The sequence below is a fragment of the Ferriphaselus sp. R-1 genome (genome assembly GCF_000746095.1).
GTDB lineage: Bacteria > Pseudomonadota > Gammaproteobacteria > Burkholderiales > Gallionellaceae > Ferriphaselus.
The window spans coordinates 264,392-288,880 of record NZ_JQKP01000002.1 but is presented as its reverse complement, the minus strand read 5'-3'; the positions used below and the strand labels follow the sequence as shown (position 1 = coordinate 288,880).

25 protein-coding genes are annotated in these 24,489 nt (G+C 60.0%); 15 read left to right on the top strand and 10 right to left on the bottom strand.

What is annotated here, in order from left to right:
• Positions 1-4: 4 nt before the first annotated feature.
• From purE to DM08_RS12180, 5 genes are all read right to left on the bottom strand, one after another.
• Positions 5-496: a 5-(carboxyamino)imidazole ribonucleotide mutase gene (gene purE, locus DM08_RS03790; protein ID WP_035383280.1), complete on the bottom strand. Its 492-nt coding sequence runs from the start codon at positions 494-496 to the stop codon at positions 5-7.
• A gap of 60 nt (positions 497-556) precedes the next feature.
• Entirely contained in the window at positions 557-1,546 is a 990-nt protein-coding gene (locus DM08_RS03785; RefSeq protein ID WP_035383279.1) for a class 1 fructose-bisphosphatase, read from the bottom strand.
• 82 nt (positions 1,547-1,628) lie between these two features.
• Positions 1,629-2,477, bottom strand: a complete 849-nt coding sequence (gene purU / locus DM08_RS03780) for a formyltetrahydrofolate deformylase (RefSeq protein ID WP_035383278.1) — start codon at positions 2,475-2,477, stop codon at positions 1,629-1,631.
• Between the two features lie 91 nt (positions 2,478-2,568).
• Positions 2,569-3,927: a diguanylate cyclase gene (locus tag DM08_RS12185; RefSeq protein ID WP_051937782.1), complete on the bottom strand. Its 1,359-nt coding sequence runs from the start codon at positions 3,925-3,927 to the stop codon at positions 2,569-2,571.
• Between the two features lie 29 nt (positions 3,928-3,956).
• A complete protein-coding gene (locus DM08_RS12180) occupies positions 3,957-4,562 on the bottom strand; it encodes a response regulator transcription factor (RefSeq protein ID WP_161780259.1) in 606 nt (201 codons plus the stop codon).
• A gap of 209 nt (positions 4,563-4,771) precedes the next feature.
• Between DM08_RS12180 and DM08_RS03765 the strand changes: the two genes are divergently transcribed.
• Positions 4,772-5,509, top strand: a complete 738-nt coding sequence (locus DM08_RS03765; RefSeq protein WP_035383277.1) for a tRNA threonylcarbamoyladenosine dehydratase — start codon at positions 4,772-4,774, stop codon at positions 5,507-5,509.
• On the opposite strand, the gene trmL is transcribed toward DM08_RS03765, so the two are convergent.
• Entirely contained in the window at positions 5,506-5,970 is a 465-nt protein-coding gene (gene trmL, locus DM08_RS03760; protein WP_035383276.1) for a tRNA (uridine(34)/cytosine(34)/5-carboxymethylaminomethyluridine(34)-2'-O)-methyltransferase TrmL, read from the bottom strand. The two genes, DM08_RS03765 and trmL, sit on opposite strands and share 4 nt — an antisense overlap.
• 31 nt (positions 5,971-6,001) lie before the next feature.
• On the bottom strand, positions 6,002-6,715 hold the full coding sequence (locus DM08_RS03755) for a ComF family protein (protein ID WP_051937780.1): 714 nt from the start codon (positions 6,713-6,715) through the stop codon (positions 6,002-6,004).
• 58 nt (positions 6,716-6,773) lie between these two features.
• On the opposite strand from DM08_RS03755, the gene bioB reads away from it, so the two are divergent.
• The 11 genes from bioB (at position 6,774) to lolA (ending at position 18,075) form a co-directional block, all read left to right on the top strand.
• Positions 6,774-7,769 carry a biotin synthase BioB gene (bioB, locus tag DM08_RS03750; protein WP_035383275.1) on the top strand — a complete coding sequence of 332 codons (996 nt, stop codon included), beginning with the start codon at positions 6,774-6,776 and terminating at the stop codon, positions 7,767-7,769.
• A complete protein-coding gene (gene bioF, locus DM08_RS03745; RefSeq protein ID WP_035383274.1) occupies positions 7,769-8,923 on the top strand; it encodes an 8-amino-7-oxononanoate synthase in 1,155 nt (384 codons plus the stop codon). Before bioB ends, bioF begins: the two co-directional genes overlap by 1 nt.
• Positions 8,907-9,701, top strand: coding sequence for a pimeloyl-ACP methyl ester esterase BioH (gene bioH, locus DM08_RS03740; protein ID WP_035383273.1), 795 nt, complete (start codon positions 8,907-8,909; stop codon positions 9,699-9,701). The genes bioF and bioH overlap by 17 nt, the downstream gene beginning before the upstream one ends.
• 9 nt (positions 9,702-9,710) lie before the next feature.
• Complete coding sequence (gene bioC / locus DM08_RS03735; RefSeq protein ID WP_035383272.1) at positions 9,711-10,580, top strand: malonyl-ACP O-methyltransferase BioC; 870 nt, start codon at positions 9,711-9,713, stop codon at positions 10,578-10,580.
• On the top strand, positions 10,577-11,242 hold the full coding sequence (gene bioD / locus DM08_RS03730) for a dethiobiotin synthase (protein ID WP_035383271.1): 666 nt from the start codon (positions 10,577-10,579) through the stop codon (positions 11,240-11,242). Before bioC ends, bioD begins: the two co-directional genes overlap by 4 nt.
• Complete coding sequence (locus DM08_RS03725; RefSeq protein WP_035383270.1) at positions 11,235-11,951, top strand: sulfite exporter TauE/SafE family protein; 717 nt, start codon at positions 11,235-11,237, stop codon at positions 11,949-11,951. Before bioD ends, DM08_RS03725 begins: the two co-directional genes overlap by 8 nt.
• The gene (locus tag DM08_RS03720; protein ID WP_035383269.1) at positions 11,938-12,531 is read left to right on the top strand and encodes an SCO family protein; all 594 of its coding nucleotides are present in this window, start codon (positions 11,938-11,940) and stop codon (positions 12,529-12,531) included. Before DM08_RS03725 ends, DM08_RS03720 begins: the two co-directional genes overlap by 14 nt.
• A 13-nt stretch (positions 12,532-12,544) precedes the next feature.
• Positions 12,545-14,368: a hybrid sensor histidine kinase/response regulator gene (locus tag DM08_RS03715; protein ID WP_035383268.1), complete on the top strand. Its 1,824-nt coding sequence runs from the start codon at positions 12,545-12,547 to the stop codon at positions 14,366-14,368.
• 93 nt (positions 14,369-14,461) lie between these two features.
• Complete coding sequence (locus DM08_RS03710; protein WP_035383267.1) at positions 14,462-15,124, top strand: response regulator transcription factor; 663 nt, start codon at positions 14,462-14,464, stop codon at positions 15,122-15,124.
• Positions 15,125-15,181: 57 nt separating this feature from the next.
• Entirely contained in the window at positions 15,182-17,458 is a 2,277-nt protein-coding gene (locus DM08_RS03705; RefSeq protein ID WP_035383266.1) for a DNA translocase FtsK, read from the top strand.
• A 2-nt stretch (positions 17,459-17,460) separates the two neighbouring features.
• Positions 17,461-18,075, top strand: coding sequence for an outer membrane lipoprotein periplasmic chaperone LolA (gene lolA / locus DM08_RS03700; RefSeq protein WP_035383265.1), 615 nt, complete (start codon positions 17,461-17,463; stop codon positions 18,073-18,075).
• Here lolA and waaA read toward each other — a convergent pair.
• Genes waaA through xth form a run of 3 tightly spaced genes read right to left on the bottom strand, consistent with a single transcriptional unit; the run spans position 18,064 to position 21,029 of the window.
• Positions 18,064-19,320, bottom strand: a complete 1,257-nt coding sequence (waaA, locus tag DM08_RS03695) for a lipid IV(A) 3-deoxy-D-manno-octulosonic acid transferase (RefSeq protein ID WP_035383264.1) — start codon at positions 19,318-19,320, stop codon at positions 18,064-18,066. The genes lolA and waaA overlap by 12 nt on opposite strands.
• Complete coding sequence (waaC, locus tag DM08_RS03690) at positions 19,313-20,263, bottom strand: lipopolysaccharide heptosyltransferase I (RefSeq protein ID WP_035383263.1); 951 nt, start codon at positions 20,261-20,263, stop codon at positions 19,313-19,315. Before waaC ends, waaA begins: the two co-directional genes overlap by 8 nt.
• A gap of 1 nt (position 20,264) precedes the next feature.
• Positions 20,265-21,029 (bottom strand): exodeoxyribonuclease III, encoded by a 765-nt coding sequence (gene xth, locus DM08_RS03685; RefSeq protein ID WP_035383262.1) that lies wholly within the window; start codon positions 21,027-21,029, stop codon positions 20,265-20,267.
• Between the two features lie 418 nt (positions 21,030-21,447).
• Between xth and ychF the strand changes: the two genes are divergently transcribed.
• The 3 genes from ychF (at position 21,448) to dnaA (ending at position 24,383) form a co-directional block, all read left to right on the top strand.
• Entirely contained in the window at positions 21,448-22,539 is a 1,092-nt protein-coding gene (gene ychF, locus DM08_RS03680) for a redox-regulated ATPase YchF (protein WP_035383261.1), read from the top strand.
• Positions 22,540-22,554: 15 nt separating this feature from the next.
• A complete protein-coding gene (locus tag DM08_RS03675) occupies positions 22,555-22,893 on the top strand; it encodes a hypothetical protein (protein WP_035383260.1) in 339 nt (112 codons plus the stop codon).
• 131 nt (positions 22,894-23,024) lie between these two features.
• Positions 23,025-24,383, top strand: coding sequence for a chromosomal replication initiator protein DnaA (gene dnaA, locus DM08_RS03670; RefSeq protein ID WP_035383259.1), 1,359 nt, complete (start codon positions 23,025-23,027; stop codon positions 24,381-24,383).
• Positions 24,384-24,489 lie beyond the last annotated feature (106 nt).

Genomic DNA, 24,489 nt, shown 5'->3' with positions numbered 1-24,489 from the left:
GCGGTTACAAAGTAGGCAGCGTGGTCGCGGCGATCTGGTCGGCCTGCTTCTGGCGATAAGCCTTCAGCTGGTCGGCCAGCGCGGCATCGTTCAGCGCCAGCATGGATACGGCGAACAGTCCGGCGTTGGCCGCACCCGCTTCGCCAATGGCAAAGGTGGCGACCGGGATGCCCTTGGGCATCTGCACGATGGACAGCAGCGAATCCATACCCTTCAGGTACTTGGACGGGATGGGCACACCCAACACCGGCAAGGTGGTCTTGCTGGCGATCACACCCGCCAAGTGAGCCGCTGCGCCGGCACCGGCGATGAAACACTGCACGCCGTTGTCAGACATTTCCTTGATGTAGGAGAACAGCAGATCGGGAGCGCGGTGGGCGGAAATGACGCGCGCATCATATCCCACGCCGAAATCCTTCAAGGCTTGGGCCGCCTGCTGCATGACATCCCAGTCATTGGCGCTGCCCATAACGATGGATACGAGAGGTTTGCTCATAGTAGTTTCTCCAAATGCTGGACGTGGAAACGCCCCCGTTGCCGGGGGCGCCGCCCGGAGTTACGCGCCTTGGTGGTAACCGACCACGCGCTCGACTTCGTTCTTGGAGCCCAGGATCACCGGCACGCGCTGATGCAGACCGTTCGGCTGGATGTCCAAAATGCGCTGACGGCCAGTGGACGACATGCCACCCGCTTGCTCCACGATGAAAGACATCGGGTTAGCTTCGTACATCAGGCGCAGCTTGCCGGCCTTGGTCGGGTCCTTGGTGTCGAACGGATACATGAACACACCGCCACGGCACAGGATGCGGTGAACTTCCGCCACCATGGAGGCAACCCAGCGCATGTTGAAATTCTTCTCGCGACCGCCGTCCTTGCCCTTCACGCACTCCTCGATGTAGCGCTGTACCGGCGATTCCCAGAAGCGGCGGTTGGACATGTTGATGGCGAACTCTTGGGTGTCAGCCGGGGTCATCATGCCAGGATTGGTCAGCACGAACTCGCCGGTCTCGACATCCAGAGTGAAGCCGTTCACGCCGTGGCCGGTGGTCAGCACCAGCATGGTGGACGAACCGTACAGGGCGTAGCCACCGCACAGCTGTTGGGTGCCAGGCTGCAGGAAGTCAGCCACGACCGGGTTCTTGTTCGGGGCCTTCAGGATGGAGAAGATGGTACCGACGGAGATGTTCACATCCACGTTGGAGGAGCCATCCAGCGGATCGTACACCAGCAGGTAATCGCCACGCGGCACATTGGCGGCGATCTCGTGCGGATCGTCCATCTCTTCGGAAGCCAGACCGGCATAGAAACCAGTGATCTCGTTGTCGTGGGTGAAGATGTCGTTGGTGATCACATCCAGCTTCTTCTGGGTCTCACCCTGAATGTTCTCGCTGGCGGCATAGCCCATCACGCCGGACAGTGCGCCGCGATTCACGGCTACGGCGATCTTGCGGCAGGATGCGGCGATTTCGAAGATCAGGCCGGAGATGTCCGGACCGCCATGTTGACGCTGTTCTTCGACGATAAACTCTTGCAAACTCTTGGCCATACTGTTCTCCTCGTAAAAATTTTAGTTGCGTGATTCTACAGGTTTTCCGGCTGGGGCTCCACCCGGCACGGCAGAAAGCAGCTTATTTGAACACGACGGTCTTGTTGCCGCAGACCAGGACCCGGTCCTCGATGTGGTAGCGCAAGCCCCGCGACAGCACGGTCTTCTCGATGTCGCGACCATAGCGCACCAGATCATCCACCGTGTCGCCATGATCGATGCGCACCGTATCCTGCTCGATGATCGGACCGGCATCCAGCTCGTCCGTGACGTAATGACAGGTCGCGCCGATGAGTTTGACACCGCGCTGATGTGCCTGATGGTAGGGCCGCGCCCCGATGAAAGAGGGCAAGAAGCTGTGGTGGATGTTGATGATGCGTCCAGGAAAGCGTTGGCACAGCGCGGGTGGCAGAATCTGCATGAAGCGCGCCAACACCATCGTGTCGCCGTGATGCTGCGCGAACAGCGCACCGATACGCTCGAAAGCGGCGGCCTTGTCGCTCATCTCGACGTGGATGAACGGTATCCCGTGCCATTCGACGAAGCTACGCAAATCCTCGTGGTTGGAGATGACGCACGGGATATCCACCTGCAATTCGCCACTGCGCCAGCGGTACAGCAAGTCGTCCAGACAGTGATCCTGCTTGCTGACCAGAATGACCAGCCGCTTCTTTCGAGCGGAGTCGGCCAGTTGCCAGTCCATGCTGAACTCGCCTGCGAGGGGGACGAAACGCTGCCGGAACTCGCCAGCATCGAACGGGAGGGAGTCTGCCCGTATCTCCTGTCGCATGAAGAATCGCCGCTCCTCGTGCTCGGTGTGATAACTGGCCTCGACTATGAAGCCACCATGTTGGGCAATAAAGCCGGAAACGGCGGCAATGATACCTGCACGGTCAGGACAGGAAATAGTCAGGGTGTAGTGCTGCGACACGTCAATCCTCGGGAGTGGAAAGATAAGGTCGCGCTTTGTCTCACAAATCCACGAGCAAGTCCATTACAGCGGGAGAGCGGAGCGACTCTCCTTACGGCTGCGAGTCCTCCAGGCCGGGATCTGTCTCCACCAGATTGCGCCCCAGAGCTTTGGCACGATACAGTGCGCGGTCGACTCTCTGGAAAAACGACTGCTCGTCCTCTTTGGTCGAATACTCGCCCACACCGGCGCTGATGGAGACTTTCGCACCATTTGGAAAAGCCAAATGTCCGACCATCTCCCGCAGCCTGTTTGCGAACAGCGCAGCATCCGACAGCGCTGTATTGGAGAGCAGCACAGCGAACTCCTCTCCGCCCCAGCGCACGGCGGTATCACTTTTCCGGACGAGACTCTCCATCAGCCCGGCAATGGCCTTGAGTATCTCGTCACCAACCAGGTGACCATATTGGTCATTGACAAGCTTGAATCGATCAACATCCACTATCACCAGCGAGAACATCTGACCGCCGTAACGGTTCAATCGCCCCATCTCCTCCAGCATGCGGAGGTGCAACATCCTGCGATTGCCCAAGCCCGTCAATACATCGGTGACCGTCAGCCGCTCAAGGCTGCGCGTCCGCTGCTCCAGAATTCCGACCAACTCATGCAGCTCGGCCGTATGGTTTTTCATCAGATTGACCCATGAGCCATAGGCAAACCCCACCAGCTCACTTTGTTTGAGCACGCCGACCACTCGGTCCTGCTCATCCACCACGATCGCCCGTTTGATGTTGTGTTCCCGGAGTTGCAACAGTGCACAGCTGATGGAGTATCCCACTGGCGTGGTAATCACGGGGCTGGTCATGTAGTGAGATAGCGGCTGGTCCATCGCGCCACTCGATGTGACCAGACCAAAGATGTCTTTCGCGGTGATGATACCGATCGCTTTGCCAGACTCGACGACCAGAATGGAGTCCTCTTGCTTCTTGATATGGTGGACCACGTCCTCCAATATCCAGTCAGCTGTGAACATGACCGGGTTTGAGCGTGTCAGGATGTCGCCGACCGTCTTTCTTTCCATCAACACAGCGGGATCGATCGAGTGCAGGATATCGCTGTAGGTCACGATGCCGACCAGCCTACCGGAAGGGTCGGTCACCCCCAGATGACGTCTGGCGGTTTGTTCCATCATCTCGAAAGCGACCAGCACGCGCTCTGACTCTGACATGCAATCGATGATGTGCAACGGGGTCTGATTCAGGGGGGTGTCGAACTTCCCTCCTTCATGGATGAAATCAAGCAGATCCTCCATGGAAAAAAGGTATTTCTCTTCGTTACGCTCCATGACGATCGAGCTGACCTTATGATCGTTCATGAGCCTAGCCGCATCCATGACGGTCAAGTCGAAGTCACCTCTCAACAAAGCCCGCTGCGCGATCGAGCCAACGGTGGGAAACGCCTGAAAGTCCATAATCCTCGCCACATCCTGTCGGGATACCGCTAACTATCGTCCCCGACACCTAACCTCGAAAAGCTATCGAAACACCGCACCAGATCAACCAGTGTGTCAGAACCGGACTTCTCCATCACCTTGGCGCGGTGCACCTTGACCGTTTTGATCGAGATCCCCAGCTGCGCTGCGATCTCCTGATTGGTCAGCCCCCTTACCACCAACAACCCTACTTCGCGCTCCCGATTACTCAGCCTCCTGACCCGGTCGATGATCCGAGTCGTGTCTCGTAGCAGCTGCTCGTGGTAGTCAAGTGCAGCCAGCACCCGCCGACTGAGCTGCTCGACCGTACACGGCTTTTCGATGAAGCTGTAGAAGCCCATTCTGGCCAATTTTGACAGTTCACAGGAGAAGCTGGGGGTGCCGATATAGATCTTCGGGATGTCCCGGACTGCGGCCGGGAGCAGGTTCTCGTCGATTACTCCCAGCATCTGGACCTCGATCACCAGACAGCATGGCTCGGTCACGAGATTCGCGTCTCGGCCTACCATCCACGCAGTCAACTTGGAGTGGTCACTGAATGTTTCGACCGAAAACCATTGGCACAGGGCGATCCTCGAAATCGCCCTGTACGTGGCTGGATCAGCGTCCGCCACGATTACAGTCCTGCCCAACCTGCGCTGCATACTCCTCGACTCCCCTTATAGGTGCAACTCAGCATTCTTATTCAGTGAGGGTACGGGGTTGATTCTATAAGATACCCCCTATCCTCACCATTGGACTTTAGGCCTAAATTCCACGTTCCACATTCACAACCCACCATAAATTGCATATCCTCCGCCTCCGCCCCTCGCTCGGAGTTGTCATGTCTACCACCCTACCTCAATTTGAACGGACCCACATACTCATCGGTGGTGTCGGCATCGCCACACTTGCCGACAAACACGTCTTTGTCGCCGGGATGGGCGGAGTCGGCTCTTATTGCACCGAGGCACTGGCGCGCGCCGGTATCGGTCGGCTGACCCTGCTCGACCATGACGTGATCGCCGTCAGCAACATCAATCGCCAACTGCCCGCGCTACTGTCTACCGTCGGACGGTCCAAGGCGGAGTTGATGCGTGACCGCATCGCCGATATCAATCCTGAATGCCAGGTCACGGTGGTACGCACTTTCCTCAATACCGAGAACGTCAACGCGCTGGTTCCGGCGGACTGTGACTTTGTGGTGGATTGCATCGATTCGCTGGCCTGCAAAGAGGCTCTGGTAGCCGAAAGTTTCAAGCGCGGGCTGAAGGTCGCGTCGAGCATGGGGGCGGGCAATCGCCTCGACCCGACGTACATCAAGACGGCGGACATCAGCAAGACCGAGGTCTGCCCATTGGCGCGCCAGATGCGCAAACGTCTGTTGCGCCATCACAACATCCGCAAGGGCATCCTGACCGTGTATTCGGATGAGTCACCGCGCGACCCGCTGCCGCCGCAACCGGTCGAGGGCAGTGGCCGTCCGCGTGCCGTGAACGGGACCATCAGTTACATGCCGCCACTGTTCGGCTACACATTGGCCGGGGCGGTGATCCAGCGCCTGTTGGCTACGGCAGATTAAGCCGCGCCACTGAATCCGCACTGTCGCCACGCCTCATAGACGGCAATGGCGACGGTGTTCGACAGGTTGAGGCTGCGATTGTCCGGCAACATGGGAAGGCGCAAACGCTGTCCGGGTGGGAACTGCTCTCGCACATCCTCAGGCAGGCCGCGACTTTCCGGGCCGAACAGAAGGGCATCGCCAGCCCGAAAGCTCACGGTGTGGTAAGGCTGCGAACCCTTGGTGGTGAAAGCAAACACGCGCGCGTCGGGCAAAGTTTGCAAGCAAGCGGCCAAGTCGTCGTGGACTTGCAGCGTGGCGTATTCGTGGTAATCCAGGCCAGCGCGCTTGAGTTGCTTGTCGTCCAGATCGAAGCCCAGCGGGCGGATGAGGTGCAACTGCGCACCCGTGTTGGCACACAGCCGGATGACGTTGCCGGTGTTGGGCGGGATCTCGGGCTGGAACAGGATGACGTGGAACATCGGCGCAGACACTGGCTATGGAGCCGCGATTCTACCGCGAATGCGGCAAGGTCCGCGCCACCACCCACGCACTCACCTCCAGCGCTCCGGCGGCTCGCAACACTTTTGCCAGTTCGTTCAGCGAGGCACCGGTAGTCATCACATCGTCTACGATGGCGATGTGCTTGCCGACCACCTCGCCGCCGCAGACAAAAGCCTGCCGGAGGTTCTTCCTGCGCTCCTTCCACGGCAAACCGGATTGCGGCAAAGTGTCTCGCACCCGCTGGACGACACCCGGCAACAGAGGCACCCCAAGGTGGCGCGCCAAATGCCGGGCCAACTCCTGCGACTGGTTGAAGCCGCGCTCCCGCAGCCGTGCCGGATGCAAGGGCATGGGCACGATGCCGTCCGGGCGTACTTCGATACGTTGCGCCAACGGTTGGGCCAGGCTGTGTGCCAGCGTCAGTCGCTCGTTGAACTTGAGTGCCTGCACCAGCTTGTCCACGGGAAAGTTGTAGGCGAACGCGGCGATGGTGCGATCGAAGCTTGGAGGGTGTCGCAGACAGTGGCCACATACCGCGCCGTCATGGGTGGGCAGGGCGCACTGCGGACAATGCGCGGACGGCAAATAGGGCAGAGCCGCATCGCAAGCATCGCACCAAGCGCGTTCACGACTCGCCGCTCCACACAGTATGCAGGGCTGCGCGGGCAAGATTCGCCCGATATGCAAGCGGATGTTTAGCAGCACTTTGGATGAAATTGACAAGGCGCAACCCTTTCGAGGATGATGCCGCTCTGCCGCAATTCTACCCCTGAGGTCGACCATGAATACACCCCATCCGTACTTCGCCCGCCGCAGCTCTGTTTCGGAAACCGAGCATCACTGGACCCTTGCCGAAGTCGAGGCCTTGTTCAATCTGCCGTTCAGCGACTTGATCTATCACGCCCAGCAAGTACATCGCGCCCATTTCGATCCAAATTCGGTGCAGCTTTCCACGCTGCTGTCGATCAAGACCGGCGGCTGCTCCGAGGATTGCGGCTACTGCCCCCAGTCCGCCTTCCACAATAGCGGTGTGGAGAACCAGCGGATGCTGGATGTGTCGGCGGTGGTCAAAGCGGCTCAAGCTGCCAAGGAGTGCGGCGCGGATCGCTTCTGCATGGGTGCGGCCTGGCGCGAACCGACCGAAGCAGACCTCGACAGCGTGGTCGATATGGTCAAGGCCGTGCGCGATCTGGGCATGGAAACCTGCGCCACCCTGGGGATGCTGACCGAGTCGCAGGCGTTGCGGCTCAAGCAGGCCGGCCTCGATTACTACAACCACAATCTCGACACCTCACCGGAGTTCTACGGCAGCATTATCAGCACCCGCGACTATCAGGATCGCCTCGACACGCTGGAGCGTGTACGCAATGCGGGCATGCACGTGTGCAGCGGCGGTATCGTCGGCATGGGCGAGAGCCTCGCCGAACGGGCCGGACTCGTGATGCAGCTGGCCAATATGCAGCCCTATCCCGAAAGCGTACCGATCAACCATCTGGTCAAGGTGGAAGGTACGCCGCTTTCCACCCAGCCCGATCTCGATCCACTGGATTTCGTGCGCACCATTGCGGTCGCCCGCATCACCATGCCGAAAGCGCGCGTGCGTCTGTCCGCCGGACGCGAGCAAATGTCGGATGCCGTGCAGACGCTGTGCTTCCTCGCGGGAGCCAACTCGATCTTCTACGGTGAGCAACTGCTCACCACCGGAAATCCGGATGTGGAACGTGATCGCGCACTGCTCGACAAGCTGGGGATGTACGCCTATCACGAAGGGCACTGATGCCCTACGCCGAGCTGCATCGTGACTTGGGCGAGCGCTCTGCCCGTGGCCTGCGTCGCCAGCGCCGGGTGCAGGACAGCCCTTCCGGCACCCATGTTTCAATCGACGGGCGGCACTTCCTGTCCTTCTGCAGTAACGATTACCTGGGCTTGGCCAATGATCGTCGCTTGACGGCTTCGTTGCAGCAGGGCGTGGCCCAGTGGGGAGCCGGCGCAGGCGCTTCGCATATGGTCAGCGGACACCTGCTGCCCCATCACCAGCTCGAAGCCGCTCTGGCAGAATTCGTCGGCAAGCCCGAGGCCTTGCTGTTTTCCACCGGCTATCTGGCCAATCTCGGAGCGGTGCAGGCCCTGGTCGGACGTAACGACGAAGTGTTCGCCGACAAGCTCAACCACGCCTCGCTCAACGATGCCATGCTGCTGTCCCGCGCCAAAGTGCGGCGCTACCGCCACAACGACATCGCGCAACTGGCATCCCTGCTTGAGCATAGCGTGAGCAAGCGCAAACTTGTCATCACCGATGCCGTGTTCAGCATGGATGGCGACCTGGCTCCGCTGGCCGAGTTGCTGGCGTTGTGCGAGCGGCACGATGCCTGGTTGCTGGTGGACGATGCCCACGGCTTCGGCGTGCTCGGAGACGAAGGCCGGGGGGCGCTCTCGCATTTCGGTCTCGCTTCCCCCAGACTGATCTACATGGCCACGTTGGGCAAGGCCGCCGGAGTCTCCGGCGCATTCGTCGCCGCAGAGGCCGTGGTCATCGACACGCTGGTGAACCAGGCGCGCAGCTACATCTACACCACGGCCAGCCCACCTGCTCTTGCAGTCACCGTCCTTGAAGGCCTCGGCATCTTGCGCTCGGAGCATTGGCGGCGGGAGCAGTTGCACCGCTTGATCGCCCAGCTACGCGAAGGTTTGGCCGACCTGCGCTGGTCGCTGCTGCCTTCGTCCACGCCGATCCAGCCGTTGCTGGTCGGCGACAACCAGTCTGCCGTAGAATTGAGCGAACGGTTACGGGCGCGGGGTATTCTGGTGCCGGCGATCCGCCCGCCCACCGTCCCGCAGGGTACGGCCCGCTTGCGCATCTCACTCTCAGCGGCGCACACCGGGGCAGATGTGAACCAACTGATCGAGGCATTGCATGAGCTTGCACATTGAGACTCACGGTAAGGGCGAACCACTGCTGCTGATCCACGGCTGGGGTATGCACGGCGGCGTATGGGGTGGCATCGTGCCACGATTGGCCGAGCGTTTCTGTGTGCACGTGGTCGATCTGCCGGGACATGGCCGCAGCCCGGCCCGTGGCGATGGCGGCCTGGACAGTATCGTCGATACCCTTGCTGCCGAACTTGCCGGGCCGTTGAACGTGTGTGGCTGGTCGCTCGGCGGGCAGATCGCCTTGCACTGGGCGGCGCGACACCCGGAACAGATCCGCAGCCTGGTGCTGATGTGCAGCACGCCATGCTTTGTCGAGCAAGACGACTGGCTGTTTGGCATGGCCGAGAAGACCCTGCACCAGTTCGCCACCGAGCTGGAAAAGAACTACGCCGCCACCTTGCGCCGTTTCCTCGCTCTGCAAGTGCGCGGCAGTGAACACGAGCGCGAGTTGCTGGCGCAGCTGCGCGCCAGCCTGTTCGCCCACGGCGAGCCCGATCTGGCGGCTTTGCGCAGCGGGCTGGAGATCCTGCGCTGTGCGGATCTGCGCCCACAACTGCCGGAGATCATCCAGCCGACGCTGGCACTGGCGGGTGAGCGCGACAAGCTGACCCCGCCGGAAGCCTCGTACTATCTGGCGCAATCGCTGCCCAACGCGCAAGTGATCGAGATCGACGGTGCCGCCCATGCCCCGTTCCTGTCGCACCCAGAGATCGTCACCGAGCTACTGGGCTACTTTATCCAACCCCCGAGCACCCAGACCGAACCGGTCTCGTGCTGATGTACGACGATGAATGAGTTCGAGATAGACAAACAGGCCGTGCGCCGCGCGTTCAGCCGCGCCGCCGAGCAATATGACGCAGCAGCAGTATTGCAGCGTGAGGTGTGCAGCCGGATGCTGGAGCGACTGGATCTGGTGCGACTGCAACCCGCCCGGATACTGGACGCGGGTTGTGGCACCGGCTGGGGGACGCGGCAGTTGTCGCTGCGCTATCCCGCAGCCCAGGTGGTGGCGCTGGATATCGCCTACGGCATGTTGCAGGCCGCTCGTGGCGACACCGGCTGGTGGAAGAAGCTGTTCGGCGGCGGCAAGCAAAACCATCTCTGCGCCGACATCGAAGCGTTGCCGCTGGCCGCCAACAGCGTGGAGCTGGTCTGGTCCAACCTTGCCGTGCAATGGATGAACGACCTGCCCGGTGCGTTTCGCGAACTGCATTGCGCACTCAAGGTAGACGGCCTGCTGATGTTCTCCACCTTCGGCCCGGATACGCTCAAAGAGTTGCGCGCCGCCTTTGCCGGAGTGGACGGACACAACCACGTCAACCGTTTCACCGACATGCACGACATCGGCGACATGCTGGTCGGCGCAGGTTTCGCCGAGCCGGTGATGGACATGGAGATGCTGACGCTGACCTACGACGACATGCGCGCCGTGATGCAGGACCTGAAGAGCATAGGCGCACACAACGCCACCGCCGGGCGCGGCAACGGACTGATGGGCAAAGCCGCCTGGCAGCAAGTGATGGCCAACTACGAGCGCTTCCGCCGCGACGGCAAACTCCCCGCCACCTTCGAGATCATCTACGGCCACGCCTGGAAACCCCAGCCCAGACAGGTCGCGGACGGGCGGGCGGTCATCCAGACCCCGTTCAAACTATGAGCTACTTCATCACCGGCACCGACACCGGCGTGGGCAAGACGCTGATCTCCTGCGCCCTGCTGCACGCTTTCGCCGCACAGGGCCAGCGTGTGGTTGGCATGAAGCCGGTGGCAGCGGGGCTGGACGACGATGGTAAGAGCGAGGACGTGCTCGCCCTGCGCGCGGCCAGCAGTTTTTTGGCCACGCCGGGGCAGGTCAATCCCTACAGCTTCTACCCTGCCGCCGCACCGCATCTGGCCGCGCAGCATGTCGGCGTACGCATCGAGCTGGGGCGCATCCTCACCTCGTATCGTGAGCTGGCCGGGCAGGCCGATGTGGTCATCGTTGAGGGAGCGGGCGGCTTCCGCGTACCGCTGAACAACCAGCAGGACATGGCGGACCTTGCCCGCGAACTGGCGCTGCCGGTGATCCTGGTGGTCGGGATGCGGCTGGGTTGCATCAACCATGCCCTGCTGACGGCCAACGCCATCGCCGCTGCCGGGCTAAAATGCGCGGGCTGGGTGGCGAACTGTGTGGTGGCAGAGATGCCCCTGTTGCGTGAGAACGTCACGGCCATCCAGCAACGCATCGCCGCGCCGCTGCTGGGTGTGGTGGACTTTCAGCCACAACCGGACGCGCACGCCGCCGCCCGACAACTCGATCTGACCTTGCTCCATGTCTGAATTCAGCCTTATCGCCGTGTTCTTCGTCGGCCTGCTCGGCGGCGTGCATTGCCTCGGCATGTGCGGCAGCCTGGTCGGCATCTTTACTGCACAACTGCCCGCCAGCGCTGGCCGCTCCCGCTGGCCGTTCCATCTCGCCTACAGCAGTGGCCGCATCGCCAGCTACACGCTGGCCGGGGCGCTGGTCGGCCTGCTCGGTCAGGCCGGGATGCTGCTGCGCGACCAGGTGCCGGTGCAGCACCTGCTGTTCGCGCTGTCCAGCCTGATGCTGATCGCGCTGGGGCTGTATCTGGCCGGACTGTCGGGCGCAGTGCGCAGCATCGAGAAGCTGGGCGGTGGTTTGTGGCAGCGCATTCAGCCTTACACCAAACGGCTGTTGCCGGTGACCAGCCTGCCGCGCGCGCTGGCGCTGGGCGCGCTGTGGGGCTGGCTACCGTGCGGACTGGTGTACAGCGTGCTGATCACCGCGCTTGCCAGTGGCGACGCAGTGCGCGGTGCGTCTATCATGCTGGCGTTCGGGCTGGGTACGTTGCCCAATCTGTTGGCCATCGGCTTGTTTTGGGAGCGCTTGCGCCACTGGGTGCAAGCGCCGCGCGTGCGCATGGCTGCCGGGCTGATCGTGGCGGGATTCGGTGTTTACGGACTAGTCAAGGTCGGCTACACCTTCGCAACATACGGCTGGAGCGGGAGTTGTCATGTGGCTGCGTAGATTGCTGTTGTTGGGTTTGCTGGCATTGCTCGGCTGCGAGGAGCCCAAGCTCCCTTCGCCCTTCGCTGCCAGCGATGTCAGCAGCCAGTATGCGAATGCCGACTTCCACCTGCAAGACGCGGCGGGCAATCCGCGATCGCTGGCCGATTATCGCGGCAAGATCGTTGCCTTGTTCTTCGGCTACACCCATTGCCCCGATGTGTGCCCGACTACGCTGGCCGACCTGAGCCAAGTCATGGCCAAGCTGGGCAAGGACGCGGAGCAGGTACAAGTGCTGTTCATCTCGCTCGACCCGGCGCGTGATACGCCGGCGATGCTGGCGGAATACGTTCCCGCCTTTCATCCGGCCTTTCTCGGCCTGAGCGGCACGCCCGCCGAGATCGACCGGGCGGCGCACGCCTTCGGCATTACCTGGAGCAAGCAGCTGGGCAATAGCGGCAATTACACCCTGGACCACTCCGCCGGAACCTATCTGATCGACCCGGTCAGCCATCGCGTGTTGCTATCGCCCTATGCGCAACGTGCCGAGTTGCTGGCGCAGGATATAGAATTGCTTCTGGCCCTGCGCAAACAACCATGAGTCGGAGCGTGATATGGACAGTAACCATCTACCCTCGCTAAAGGAAGAACTCCGCTTCCATATCGACGAAAGCACGCTGCTGGTCCGGGCCGACCAGATCCGCACACGGATCGCCGCCTATCCGGTGATGATAGGCAGTCAAACGATTGTGGCCCTGTCTCTGGTCTGGATGATGTGGGACATCGTCGCCCGGCATCTCCTGCTCGGTTGGCTGGCCCTGATCCTGACCTGCCTGGCTGTGGATGGCTGGTTCCTGCTGCGGCATAAACACGAGACCAGCACCGTAGCGCAGTGCCGTCGCTGGTCCAGACACTTCGTCATCTATGTCACCCTGCTCGGGGCACTATGGGGCTCTATCGGAGTAGTCATGTTCGTGCCCGGCAATCTGGCCTATCAGGCACTGCTGATCTGCGTCATTCTTGGTCTGGCTGCGGGAGCGGTCACCATCAACCCGGTCTACGTCCCCGCCCAGTTCATTTGGAGCATTCTGGTCCTTGCGCCTTCGATCGTGATGATGCTGAGCGTCGGTGACGAGGTCCATCTGGCGCTGGGATTCATGCTCCTGCTCTATGCCACTACTGTGCTCAATGACGGTTACCAGCTCAGCCGACGTTTGTTGCAAGCCCTGTTGCGCGGTTATGAGAACACCGCCCTGCTGAAGGATCTCTCGGCGGAAAAGATCGTCTCCGAGGCTGCCCGAGAGAAGGCCGAGGCCGCCAACCGGGAGAAGTCCCGCTTTCTGGCTGCGGCCAGCCACGATCTGCGCCAGCCGCTGCAAGCGCTGATGCTGTTCAGCGATGCCTTGAGCAACCATGTCCACGACCGCGACCCGGTTGCCCAAAAGTTGGCCGGACAGATCGAAAGCTCGGTGAGCTCGCTGACCGACATGCTGGGCGCATTACTCAACGTGTCGCGACTGGAGTCCGGCGTGGTTCAACCGCAATTGCAGCACTTCAACCTGCAGCACTTGCTGGATCGCCTGTATCTCGAGTTCTATCGCATCGCGCTGGATCAAAACCTGAGTTTCACGGTCTCTGTGGATGCTGACTCGTCCGAGGGATTGATCGTCCATAGTGACCCGAGCCTGCTGGAGCAGATCATCCGCAATCTGGCCTCGAATGCCGTCCGTTATACCAGCCGGGGTGAGATCGTCATCACGTGCCGCCAGGAGGCGGGGCAAGTGCGGATCTGCGTAACGGATACCGGCATCGGCATCAGCAAGGAAGACTTGCCGCTCATATTCAACGAGTACTTTCAGTCGAACAACCCGCAGCGAGATCGCCGGCAAGGGCTGGGATTGGGCTTGTCTATCGTACGGCGCGTGGAGAAGCTGCTGGGTTACCGGCTGGAGGTCGAGTCGAAACTAGGCGAGGGGACCGCGATCTGCTTCGCCGTGCCGCAGGGCGAGGTTGCACTGGAGACCTTCCCGTATCAGGTTCAGGAAGCGACTGAGAGCGTCTACGGAGTACGGGTCGCGCTACTGGAGGACGACCTCGAGATCCGCGAAGCGACTCAAGAACTGCTCGAATCCTGGGGGTGTCAGGTGGTCGCCGGCGGATTGCCGGACGAAGTCGTCGCCCGATATGATGCCCTCGGCCAGCGCCCGGACATACTGCTCAGCGACTATCGCTTGCCCGCCGGGGTGACTGCGATCCATGCATCAAAACAGATGCGGGAACGATGGGGAGCTTCACTACCTGTGCTGATAGTCACCGGCGACACCGGTAGTGCCACATTCCAGGAGTTCCAGTCCAATCAAGCCATCTTGTTGCACAAGCCCATCTCACCGTCACGGCTGCGCGCCGTGATTTACCACGCGGTTCAGGAGCGGTCCTGAACCCTGCATTGCCGTCTTTCCGGACAGCGGCGCACTAATACCCACGTCTTGCGGTATGATTACGTCAGAATTTTACGGAACCAGGGGGCAATCATGAAGATATTGGTCGCTGACGATCATGCCTTGTTTCGCGATGGTATGCGTTACGTGTTGCAGCAGTTCGGCAACGAAGTGGACGTTGTCGAAGCGAGTAATTTTCCCGATGCGTTGCGACGCACGGAGTCGGATCCCCGATTCGACCTGGTCCTGATGGACCTATCCATGCCGGGCAGCGAAGGTGCTACCTCGGTGCGCCAGTTCCACCACCGCTATCCCGGAATACCCATCGTTGTGATCTCCGGCCTGGATCACCGGGATGAGATCGAGCGGGTGATGGAAAGCGGAGCCGTCGGTTTTATTTCCAAAACCACCCCGAGCAAGGTGATGCTCAATGCCCTGCGCCTGGTGCTGGATGGCGGAATATACCTGCCTCCGCAGTTGCTACAGGTGGCGCTACCGAGCGATCTGCCTGCCGGGTCGGCTTCCGGAACGCGGAAACAAACCAACGCCCACGGCCTGAGCGCCCGGCAGAACGAAGCCTTGGCTCTACTCGGACGCGGCCTGTCCAACAAGGAGATCGCAAAGATCATGGGGCTGGCCGAGGGAACGGTGAAGATCCACATCGCTGCGGTCTATCAGGTGCTCCACATCAGCAGCCGCTTTGAAGCCATACGCATGGCCGAGCGTATGGGCCTGGTTCCCACCTCGGAAGAATGAACACGCTTTGCATCCGAACAATCTTGGCAATCCTTCCACTAACAGCTAAAGGTCCACATGGCATTGAATGACGTGTCGGGAAGACCCTCCTTGCCCGGCCAGTTGACGACTCTCTTGCGCGAGTCGCGCTGGTTGATACTGGCCGCCCTCGCCATCTATCTGATACTGATCCTGTACGGCTACGATCCCGTCGACCCCGCGTGGTCGCACAATGAAAGCTCGGGCATAACGCACAATCCCGGCGGGGCCGTCGGGGCCTGGCTGGCCGACATCCTGCTCTCCCTGTTCGGCCTGTCCGCCTGGTGGTGGGCGTTCTTTGTGCTGCAGCGCGTATGGGCGGGCTATCGCCAGTTGCGCGCCGACAGCCTGTTCGACCGTCGCGCTCTTTCCGTGGCGCTGATCGGCTTCGTCATGTTGCTGTTGGGTAGCAGCGCGCTGGAATCGTTGCGCCTGCACAGTCTGAAGATGCCGCTGCCGCAAGCGCCCGGCGGTATGCTGGGTGCGTTGGTCGGCGACCCGCTCGCGCTAGCGTTGGGTTTCACCGGCTCGACCTTGATCCTGTTGGTATCGATGGCCGTAGGGTTCAGCTTGTTCACCGGCCTGTCCTGGCTGCGCTTCTCCGACTGGCTGGGCGGCGTGATCGAAGCTGCCGTCATGCGTGGCCGCACTCGCTGGCAGACCCGGCAGGACAAGCGCATCGGTGAACAAGCCGCCAGCGAACGTCTGGTCGAGGTGGTCGAAGAGAAGAAGCGGGTGGAGGAGCACAAACCGATACGCTACGAACCCGCCGTGGTCGAAGTGCCGCAATCCAAACGCATGGCGGAAGAGCGCCAGACGCCCCTGTTCGCCGAGATGCCGGATTCGACCTTGCCGCCGCTGCATCTGCTCGATCCGCCGCCGCAAGAGACCGAGACTATCTCGCAAGACACGCTGGAATTCACCTCGCGCCTGATTGAGCGCAAGCTGATGGACTTCGGGGTCGAGGTCAAGGTCATGGCCGCCCTGCCGGGGCCGGTCATCACCCGATACGAGATCGAGCCCGCCGTGGGCGTGAAGGGCAGCCAGATCATGAATCTGGTCAAGGATCTGGCGCGCGCGCTGTCCGTGGTCAGCATCCGCGTGGTCGAGACCATCCCCGGCAAGGCCTACATGGCGCTGGAGCTGCCCAATCCCCGCCGCCAGGTGGTGAAGTTGTCCGAGATCCTTAGCTCCAAGGTCTATGCCGACATGCACTCGCATCTGACCATCGCCATGGGCAAGGACATCTCCGGCAACCCTGTGGTGGCCGATCTGGCCAAGATGCCGCATGCGCTGGTGGCGGGCACGACCGGCTCCGGCAAGTCGGTGGCGATCAACGCCATGATCCTCAGCCTGCTGTACAAGGCGACAGCGCAAGAGGTGCGGTTGATCCTGATCGACCCCAAGATGCTGGAGCTGTCGGTGTACGAAGGCATCCCGCACCTGCTCGCCCCGGTAGTGACCGACATGCGCCAAGCCGCTTCCGCGCTGAACTGGGCGGTGCAGGAGATGGACAAGCGATACAAGCTGATGTCGGCGCTGGGGGTGCGCAACATTGCCGGCTACAACCAGAAAGTGCGCGAGGCCGCCAAGGCCGGGCAACCGCTGACCAACCCGTTCACGCTCACGCCGGACGATCCCGAGGCGCTGGAAGAGCTGCCGCTGATCGTGATCTTCATCGACGAATTGGCCGACCTGATGATGGTGGTGGGCAAGAAGATCGAGGAGCTGATCGCGCGCTTGGCGCAGAAGGCGCGCGCTTCCGGCATCCATCTGGTGCTGGCGACCCAGCGCCCGTCGGTGGATGTGATCACCGGCCTGATCAAGGCCAACGTGCCGACGCGCGTGGCGTTCCAGGTTTCCTCCAAGATCGACTCGCGCACCATCCTCGACCAGATGGGCGCGGAAGCGCTGCTCGGTCAGGGCGACATGTTGTATCTCGCGCCCGGCACCGGCTATCCGACGCGAGTGCACGGCGCGTTCGTCTCCGATCAGGAAGTGCATCGCATCGCCGAACATCTCAAGGCGCAGGCCGAGCCAAACTATGTCGACGGCATCCTGAGCTCGATGGATGAGCCGGAAGAGGGCGGCTCGCTGGAAGAGGGTGGCGATACCGAGGCCGACCCGCTGTACGATCAGGCGGTGGAGATCGTCGTCAGCTCGCGCCGTGCCTCGATCTCGCTGGTGCAGCGTCACCTGCGCATAGGCTACAACCGCGCTGCGCGTCTGGTCGAACAGATGGAACGTGCCGGGGTGGTGACACCGATGCAGAGCAACGGCAACCGCGAAGTCATCGCGCCTGCCCGTTCGGAGTGAATATGCTGCGCACAACCGCTGTCCTCTTGTTTTCCCTGTTTCCCTTGCTTGGCCATGCCGGCAGCATCGAACGGCTGAAGTCGTTCATGGAAGGCAGTCGCAGTGCCCAGGCGGAGTTCAGCCAAACGGTGATGGACAAGAATGGCAAAAAGCTGCAGTCCGCCGCTGGCACCATGCAGTTCGTCCGACCCGGCAAATTCCGCTGGGTGTATCAGAAGCCGTACGAGCAGGTCATCGTCGGCGACGGCGCCAAGTTCTGGCTGTATGACGTGGATTTGAACCAAGTCACGGTGAAGAAGCTGGACGCGGCGCTGGGCAGCAGCCCGGCGGCGTTGCTGGCGGGCAACAATGAGATCGAGCGCAGCTTCGGCCTGAAGGATGTCGGCAACCAAGCCGGTCTGGATTGGGTCGAGGCCAAGCCCAAGAGTCGCGAGACCAATTTCGAGGTGATTCTGCTGGGCTTTGACGTTCAGGGGGAGCTGGCGGCGATGGAGCTGCACGACAATTTCGGCCATGCCACCGTGCTGCGCTTCTCCAACCTCAAACGTAACCCCTCACTGGCTCCCGGCCTGTTCAGGTTCATTCCGCCCAAGGGCGCGGACGTGTTAGGCGACTAGCCCGGCAATCAACCTCAGGGCTTGCGCCGTTGCGCCGCGATGGGCGATCACGAACGCCTTGCCTTGTTCGCCCATTGTCATGAGTGCCGAGCTGTCTTCAAGTAGCTGGCGGACACTTGCCATCAGTTCTTCCACATCCCGAACCCGCTTCGCCGCCCCTGCCGTCACGGCCTGTTCTGTCGCCTGAGCGAAGTTGTAGGTGTGCGGCCCGACCAGGACCGGCTTGCCCACCGCGAGCGCCTCAAGCAGGTTCTGCCCGCCGAACGGCAGCAGGCTGCCGCCGATATAGGCCAGATCGCTGGCGGCATAGTAGGCGAACATCTCACCCATGCTGTCACCCAACACCACCTGCGTTTCCGGTGCGATGGGCTGCTGCGCGCTGCGGCGCTGGTAACGCAAACCCTGTTTCTCAAACAGCGTGGCGACCTCGTCGAAGCGCTGCGGGTGGCGGGGAACAATCACGGTGAGCACGTCAGTTGCTGTCTGCTGGGCAAGTTCGGCCAGTAGCAGCGCTTCTTCGCCTTCGCGCGTACTCGCCGCCAGAAACACGCGACGCTGTACGCCAAACTGTTCGCGCAGTTGCCGTCCGAGTGCCAGCTGGGCGGCAGGCGGTTCGATGTCGAACTTCAGGTTGCCCATCACCGACACCGAGCGCGCACCGAGCCCGGTCAGGCGTGTCGCATCTTCGGCGGTCTGTGCGGCTACAGCCGTCAGCTCGCTCAGTGCAGCGCCGGCCAATCCGCCGAAACGGGCATAACCCGCAGCGGAGCGAGTGGACAGGCGCGCATTCAGCAGCAACAAGGGAATGCTGCGCTCGTGGCAGGCGTGGATCAGATTCGGCCATATCTCCGTCTCCAGCAGCACGCCGAGGTGCGGGCGGAACTGCTCAAGGAAGCGGCGTACGGCAAACGGGTAGTCGTAGGGGAGATAGACACGCCGTACGCCGTTGCCAAATAGCTGCTCGCTCGTCGCCATACCGGTGGGCGTGGTGTGGGTGAGCAAGATCTGATGCCCGGGGTAGTCGCGCTGCAAGGCTTGCACCAAGGTCACCGCTGCGCGCGTCTCGCCCACGGAGACGGTGTGCAACCACAGCACGGGGCGTTCGGATGCCGGGGTGGCGTACAGTCCGAAGCGCTCGGGGATACGCTGGCGATATTCGGATTGCTTGCGCCCGCGCCATAACAAATGGATGAAGACGTAGGGCAGCAGCAGCCAGAGCAGGACGTTGTAGTAGATCCTAGGCACGACGCACCTGTTCCAGCGCCGCCAAGACCGCCTCGACGCTGGGGGAGTGCGCCTTGCCGCCCAGATTGATGGAGCGCGCACCGGCATACAGTCCGGTCAGTGCCGGGTCGGTGGCGGTGTAGATGCCTACAGTAGGTACGGCCAGCGCCGCCGCCAGGTGCGCCAATCCTGTGTCCACGCCCACGACGGCCTGTGCCCGTCCGAGCAGGGCGGCGGCTTCGGTCAAGTCCAGGCGCGGTGCGCAGATCGCACCGGGGATCGCCGAAGCGAGACGCTGGGCACGCGCCAGTTCATTTGGGCTGCCCCAAGGCAAAACGGAACGCATTCCCTGCCGTTCCAATTGTTTGCCCAGCTCGATCCAGCTCGTCTCCGCCCATAGCTTATCGTTTCGGCTGGTAGCGTGCAGTAACACCATGTAAGCACCTGCTTTCAGCCATTTCAAGGATACACTTGGTGGCTCGATGCCATAGTCGGCGGTCGTATCCAGCTCGTAGTCCAATGACTGCGCGACCAGCTGGCGGTTGCGTTCAACCGCATGTTGCCGTTTCGGTACGGTGAAGCGCTTGTGGTAGAACAGGCTGGCCAAGGGTTCGCGCGCCGACAGGAAGCCGTAACCGCAGCGCAAGCCGAACGCATTGCGCATCACCAGCGCGCTTTTCAGCAGGCCTTGGGTGTCGATCACGAAATCGTAATCCTGTTCGCGAATGGCGGCGACAGCCGTGCGGATCTCTGCCCGGGCGGTCTCCCGCTCCCTGCGCCAGCGGCGGACCGCGACCGTGAGCACGCGATCCACGCCAGGGTGTAATCTGGGCAGCTCAGCGAAGTTCTCTTCCACCACCCAGTCTATCTTGGCATCAGGGAAGTGATGCAGGATGTCGGTGACCACGGGCAGGTTGTGCAGCACGTCGCCCAGCGACGAAGTCTTGACCAGCAGGATGCGCATCTCAGCCCAGCTCCGCGATGACTGGCGTGTGGTCGGAGGGCCGCTCCAGTTTGCGCGGCGCGCGGTCTATGCTGCAAGCGGTGCAACGGGCAACCAGCGGCGCGGAGAGCAGGATGTGGTCGATGCGCAGGCCCATGTTACGGCGGAAGGCCATCATGCGGTAATCCCACCAAGAGTAGGATTTCTCCGGCTGCTCGAATAGCCGGAAGCAGTCCTTCAGCCCCAGCCCTTCCAACCGGAAGAAGGCGGCGCGCTCGGGTTCGCTCACCAGGATGTTGCCTGCCCAACCCTCGGGGTCGTACAGGTCGCGGTCATCCGGCGCGATGTTGTAGTCGCCCAGCAGCGCCAACTCGGGATAGCGAGTCAGCTCGTCGCTTAACCAGTGAGTAAGGGCTTCCAGCCAGCGCAGCTTGTACTGGTACTTGTCGGAATCCACACTCTGTCCGTTGGGGACGTAGACGCAGACGATGCGCACACCGCACACCGTGGCAGCAATGACGCGCCTCTGCTCGTCCTCGAAACCAGGGATGCCGATCTGCACGTCCAGTGGCTCGGATTTCGCCAGGATGGCGACGCCATTGTAGGTTTTCTGTCCGCTGAACACGACCCGATAGCCGGCCTGCTCCAGTTCTGTGGCGGGGAAGTTCTTGTCCTCGGTCTTGGTCTCCTGCAGACACACCACGTCCGGTTGTGCCGCTTGCAACCAGTCGAGCAGGTGCGGCAGACGCACCTTGAGGGAGTTCACGTTCCAGGTCGCCATCTTCATCGGGCTGCACTCCCGAGGCATCGGCCAGGCGAGGCTGCTGGTCGCTTTGCGTGTGGTGTGTGTCGTGGGGTGGGTTCGATGACGCTGCGCATGGAACGAGTTTCCGGTTTGGGTGCGCTGATTTTACTTGAACAACCAGTTCATCACTTGAGATTCACCCTTCCTGCAGGCGCGTGTGGTTGCGCATGCCGGTGCGTGAGTCCTGAAAAAATCCTTCTGTCATCGGGCGTTAGCCTTTGTGGGGGCTATTCCGGGAGTGATACAATCTCGCCGGTCTCTGGAGCTAGGTGGGACAGGCGCAGTGTGTTCCCCACCGTTACCCGCTTCTACTATCTGCCCCATGCTCCCGCCAAGTAAGGTCGTTGTGATCTCTCCTCCTGCGGGTGTTCATGCAACATATTGTTATACAAGGAATGTTATGAGTTTGAAATGCGGTATCGTCGGTTTGCCTAACGTCGGCAAGTCCACCATGTTCAATGCGTTGACCAAGGCAGGCATCGCCGCCGAAAACTATCCCTTCTGCACCATCGAGCCCAACGTCGGCATCGTTGAAGTGCCCGATCCGCGCATGGATGAACTGGCCAAGATCGTGAAACCGCAGCGCATGCAGCCCGCCATTGTCGAGTTCGTGGATATCGCCGGTCTGGTGGCGGGTGCATCCAAGGGCGAGGGCCTCGGCAACCAGTTCCTCGCCAACATCCGCGAGACCGATGCCATCGTCAACGTTGTACGCTGCTTCGAGGATGAGAACGTGGTGCACGTCGCCGGCAAGGTCGATCCGATGGCGGACATAGAAGTCATCCTCACCGAACTGGCGCTGGCCGACATGGCCACCGTAGAGAAAGCCATCCAGCGCGATGGCAAGAAGGCCAAGTCGGGCGACAAGGATGCGCAGAAGCTCATCGCCGTGCTGGAGAAACTGCTGCCGCACTTGAATGAAGGCCAACCTGCGCGAACTTTCGGCCTGTCCAACGACGAAAAACTGCTCATCAAGCCGCTGTGCCTGCTCACCATCAAACCAGCGATGTATGTTGGCAACGTGCTGGAAGACGGCTTCGAAAACAATCCCTACCTCGATCGTCTGCGTGAATATGCCGCCAAGGAAGGTGCTCCGGTGGTTGCGCTGTGTGCCAAGATCGAAGCCGAGCTGGCCGATCTCGACGATGCCGACAAGCGTGAATTCCTCGCCGATCTGGGCCTGGACGAGCCTGGCCTGAACCGCCTTATCCGCACCGGCTACGAACTGCTCGGTCTGCAGACCTATTTCACTGCTGGTGTAAAAGAAGTGCGCGCTTGGACCATCCACAAGGGCGATACCGCCCCGCAAGCCGCCGGGGTCATCCACACTGATTTCGAGCGTGGCTTCATCCGTGCCCAGACTATCTCCTACGCCGACTTCATCGCCTGCGGTGGTGAGGCGGGTGCCAAGGAAAAAGGCAAGATGCGAGTCGAGGGCAAAGAGTACGTCGTGCAGGATGGAGATGTCATGAATTTCCTGTTCAACGTCTAATCGGAGCGCAGCGATATGAAGAGTGTGGTGAGCCTCATGGTGTTGTCGGTGGCGCTCACCGCCTGCACTCAGGAAAAGCAGAACGAGATTAGCCGTAGCATCCAGAACTGGACCGGCACTGACGGAGTGCTGGATATCTATGCGGGCGACAAGCTGGTCAAGCGCTTCATCAAGATCGACAAACTCAGCACAGCACAAGGTACCGACGACGGCAAGCCGCGCCCTTACCGTTATGGATACGGCGTGGTGGATGAGAACTTCAATTTCAAGGCTGACGACGGCGAGAAGAAGGTCTATTTCGAGTTCAGCGATTATTCGACAAGCTATGTTTTCTATGAAAACAGCTTGGATTAGCGGTATTTGATATTCCTTGTTTCAAGTGAGTAGTTCGGGTGATTTATTTACCTCCTTAGCTGTGGATAACTTTCCGTTCAGCAAGTAGAATCTGTGTAAATTTAAGTAGCGTTTTCTATTGTAAGGCTGATATGTCAGACCACCCTGTGTGGGCTTCGTGCTTGGATTATTTCCAGAGAAGCTTGCCACCACAACAATTCGAAACATGGATTAAACCATTGATATTTAACATCAGTGGCAGCCATATTGTGCTCACCGCACCAAACTCCTTCGCATTGAAGCTTATTCAAGATCGGTTCTTGCCGGTCATTTCCCAACAAGCAGAGTCGTTGCTTGCTTTTGCTCCTACTATAGAGCTCAAAATCGAAAAAAAATCTGGGGCTATCCTCTCCCAGCCAATTGCCGCTTTAACCCCCAGTTCAGATGCACCTTTCAATGGGGAGGAAAGGAACGCTAAACACCATAAAGAGTCCGGCACTCTAAAAGCATCCCTAAATTTTGATCATTTCGTGACAGGAAAAGCAAATCAACTTGCTCATGCTGCAGCGATACAGGTCTCAGATACTCCAGGAAACGTGTACAACCCACTGTTTATCTATGGTGGAGTAGGATTAGGCAAGACCCATCTCTTGCAAGCGATTGGAAATCAGATAAAAGCAAATTCTCCAAAGGCTAAAGTTTGTTATATCCATGCTACAGACTATGTTTCAAGTTGGGTTCGGGCCGTACAAACCAAACGTTTTGACGAATTCAAGCAGTTCTTCAACTCGTTGGATCTTTTGTTGATTGACGATATACAGTTTATCGCCGATAAGGCAGGTACTCAGCAAGAGTTTTTCTACACACTCAATACCCTGACAGAGGCTCATAAACAGGTAGTGATAACATGCGACACCTTCCCAAAGGATATCAATGGAATAGAAGCCAGGCTAATTTCCAGATTTAGCTGGGGGTTGACGGTGGCCGTCGACCCACCCAACTTTGAAATGAGGGCAGCTATCTTGTTGAACAAAGCTATACAGGCAAAGATCCCGTTGGGTGAGGATGTTGCATTCTTCATTGCAAAACATGTGCGCTCAAATGTGCGTGAACTTGAGGGTGCCTTAAAACGAATAGATGCGTTTTCTCGATTTCATAAACGCCCGATTTCTGTCGAAGTTGCAAAAGAGGCTTTAAAAGACTTACTTGCCTCTCAAAACAAACAAGTATCCATAGAAAACATCCAGAAAACCGTTGCTGATTTTTATCGGATCAAGGTTTCTGATTTGTTATCGAAAAAAAGAACTCGGAACATCACTCGTCCCCGCCAAATGGCAATGCTTCTTGCACGAGAGTTGACTCAATTTAGTCTCCCTGAGATAGGCGCTGCATTCGGGGATAGAGATCACTCAACCGTTTTATATGCTTGCCGTACTATTGAGGTATTAAAGCGGGGTAACTCCACAACGAACTCTGAATACGCTACGTTGAGCCAAAGTTTGAGGAACTGACAGTTAATTATTTGTGGATAAAGGTGTTATTTTTGAGTTATGAAAAATTATTCACATTTTCTGAAGCCGTTTATTGTACGAAAGTTGACACTTTTTAATGCTCATA

Excerpts from the sequence above, each read along its gene's own strand:
- purE (WP_035383280.1), bottom strand. The coding sequence starts at position 496 with ATGAGCAAACCTCTCGTATCCATCGTTATGGGCAGCGCCAATGACTGG.
- DM08_RS03785 (WP_035383279.1), bottom strand. The coding sequence starts at position 1,546 with ATGGCCAAGAGTTTGCAAGAGTTTATCGTCGAAGAACAGCGTCAACAT.
- DM08_RS12185 (WP_051937782.1), bottom strand. The coding sequence starts at position 3,927 with ATGGACTTTCAGGCGTTTCCCACCGTTGGCTCGATCGCGCAGCGGGCT.
- DM08_RS03765 (WP_035383277.1), top strand. The coding sequence starts at position 4,772 with ATGTCTACCACCCTACCTCAATTTGAACGGACCCACATACTCATCGGT.
- trmL (WP_035383276.1), bottom strand. The coding sequence starts at position 5,970 with ATGTTCCACGTCATCCTGTTCCAGCCCGAGATCCCGCCCAACACCGGC.
- bioB (WP_035383275.1), top strand. The coding sequence starts at position 6,774 with ATGAATACACCCCATCCGTACTTCGCCCGCCGCAGCTCTGTTTCGGAA.
- bioF (WP_035383274.1), top strand. The coding sequence starts at position 7,769 with ATGCCCTACGCCGAGCTGCATCGTGACTTGGGCGAGCGCTCTGCCCGT.
- bioH (WP_035383273.1), top strand. The coding sequence starts at position 8,907 with ATGAGCTTGCACATTGAGACTCACGGTAAGGGCGAACCACTGCTGCTG.
- bioC (WP_035383272.1), top strand. The coding sequence starts at position 9,711 with ATGAATGAGTTCGAGATAGACAAACAGGCCGTGCGCCGCGCGTTCAGC.
- bioD (WP_035383271.1), top strand. The coding sequence starts at position 10,577 with ATGAGCTACTTCATCACCGGCACCGACACCGGCGTGGGCAAGACGCTG.
- DM08_RS03725 (WP_035383270.1), top strand. The coding sequence starts at position 11,235 with ATGTCTGAATTCAGCCTTATCGCCGTGTTCTTCGTCGGCCTGCTCGGC.
- DM08_RS03720 (WP_035383269.1), top strand. The coding sequence starts at position 11,938 with ATGTGGCTGCGTAGATTGCTGTTGTTGGGTTTGCTGGCATTGCTCGGC.
- DM08_RS03715 (WP_035383268.1), top strand. The coding sequence starts at position 12,545 with ATGGACAGTAACCATCTACCCTCGCTAAAGGAAGAACTCCGCTTCCAT.
- DM08_RS03710 (WP_035383267.1), top strand. The coding sequence starts at position 14,462 with ATGAAGATATTGGTCGCTGACGATCATGCCTTGTTTCGCGATGGTATG.
- DM08_RS03705 (WP_035383266.1), top strand. The coding sequence starts at position 15,182 with ATGGCATTGAATGACGTGTCGGGAAGACCCTCCTTGCCCGGCCAGTTG.
- lolA (WP_035383265.1), top strand. The coding sequence starts at position 17,461 with ATGCTGCGCACAACCGCTGTCCTCTTGTTTTCCCTGTTTCCCTTGCTT.
- waaC (WP_035383263.1), bottom strand. The coding sequence starts at position 20,263 with ATGCGCATCCTGCTGGTCAAGACTTCGTCGCTGGGCGACGTGCTGCAC.
- xth (WP_035383262.1), bottom strand. The coding sequence starts at position 21,029 with ATGAAGATGGCGACCTGGAACGTGAACTCCCTCAAGGTGCGTCTGCCG.
- ychF (WP_035383261.1), top strand. The coding sequence starts at position 21,448 with ATGAGTTTGAAATGCGGTATCGTCGGTTTGCCTAACGTCGGCAAGTCC.
- DM08_RS03675 (WP_035383260.1), top strand. The coding sequence starts at position 22,555 with ATGAAGAGTGTGGTGAGCCTCATGGTGTTGTCGGTGGCGCTCACCGCC.
- dnaA (WP_035383259.1), top strand. The coding sequence starts at position 23,025 with ATGTCAGACCACCCTGTGTGGGCTTCGTGCTTGGATTATTTCCAGAGA.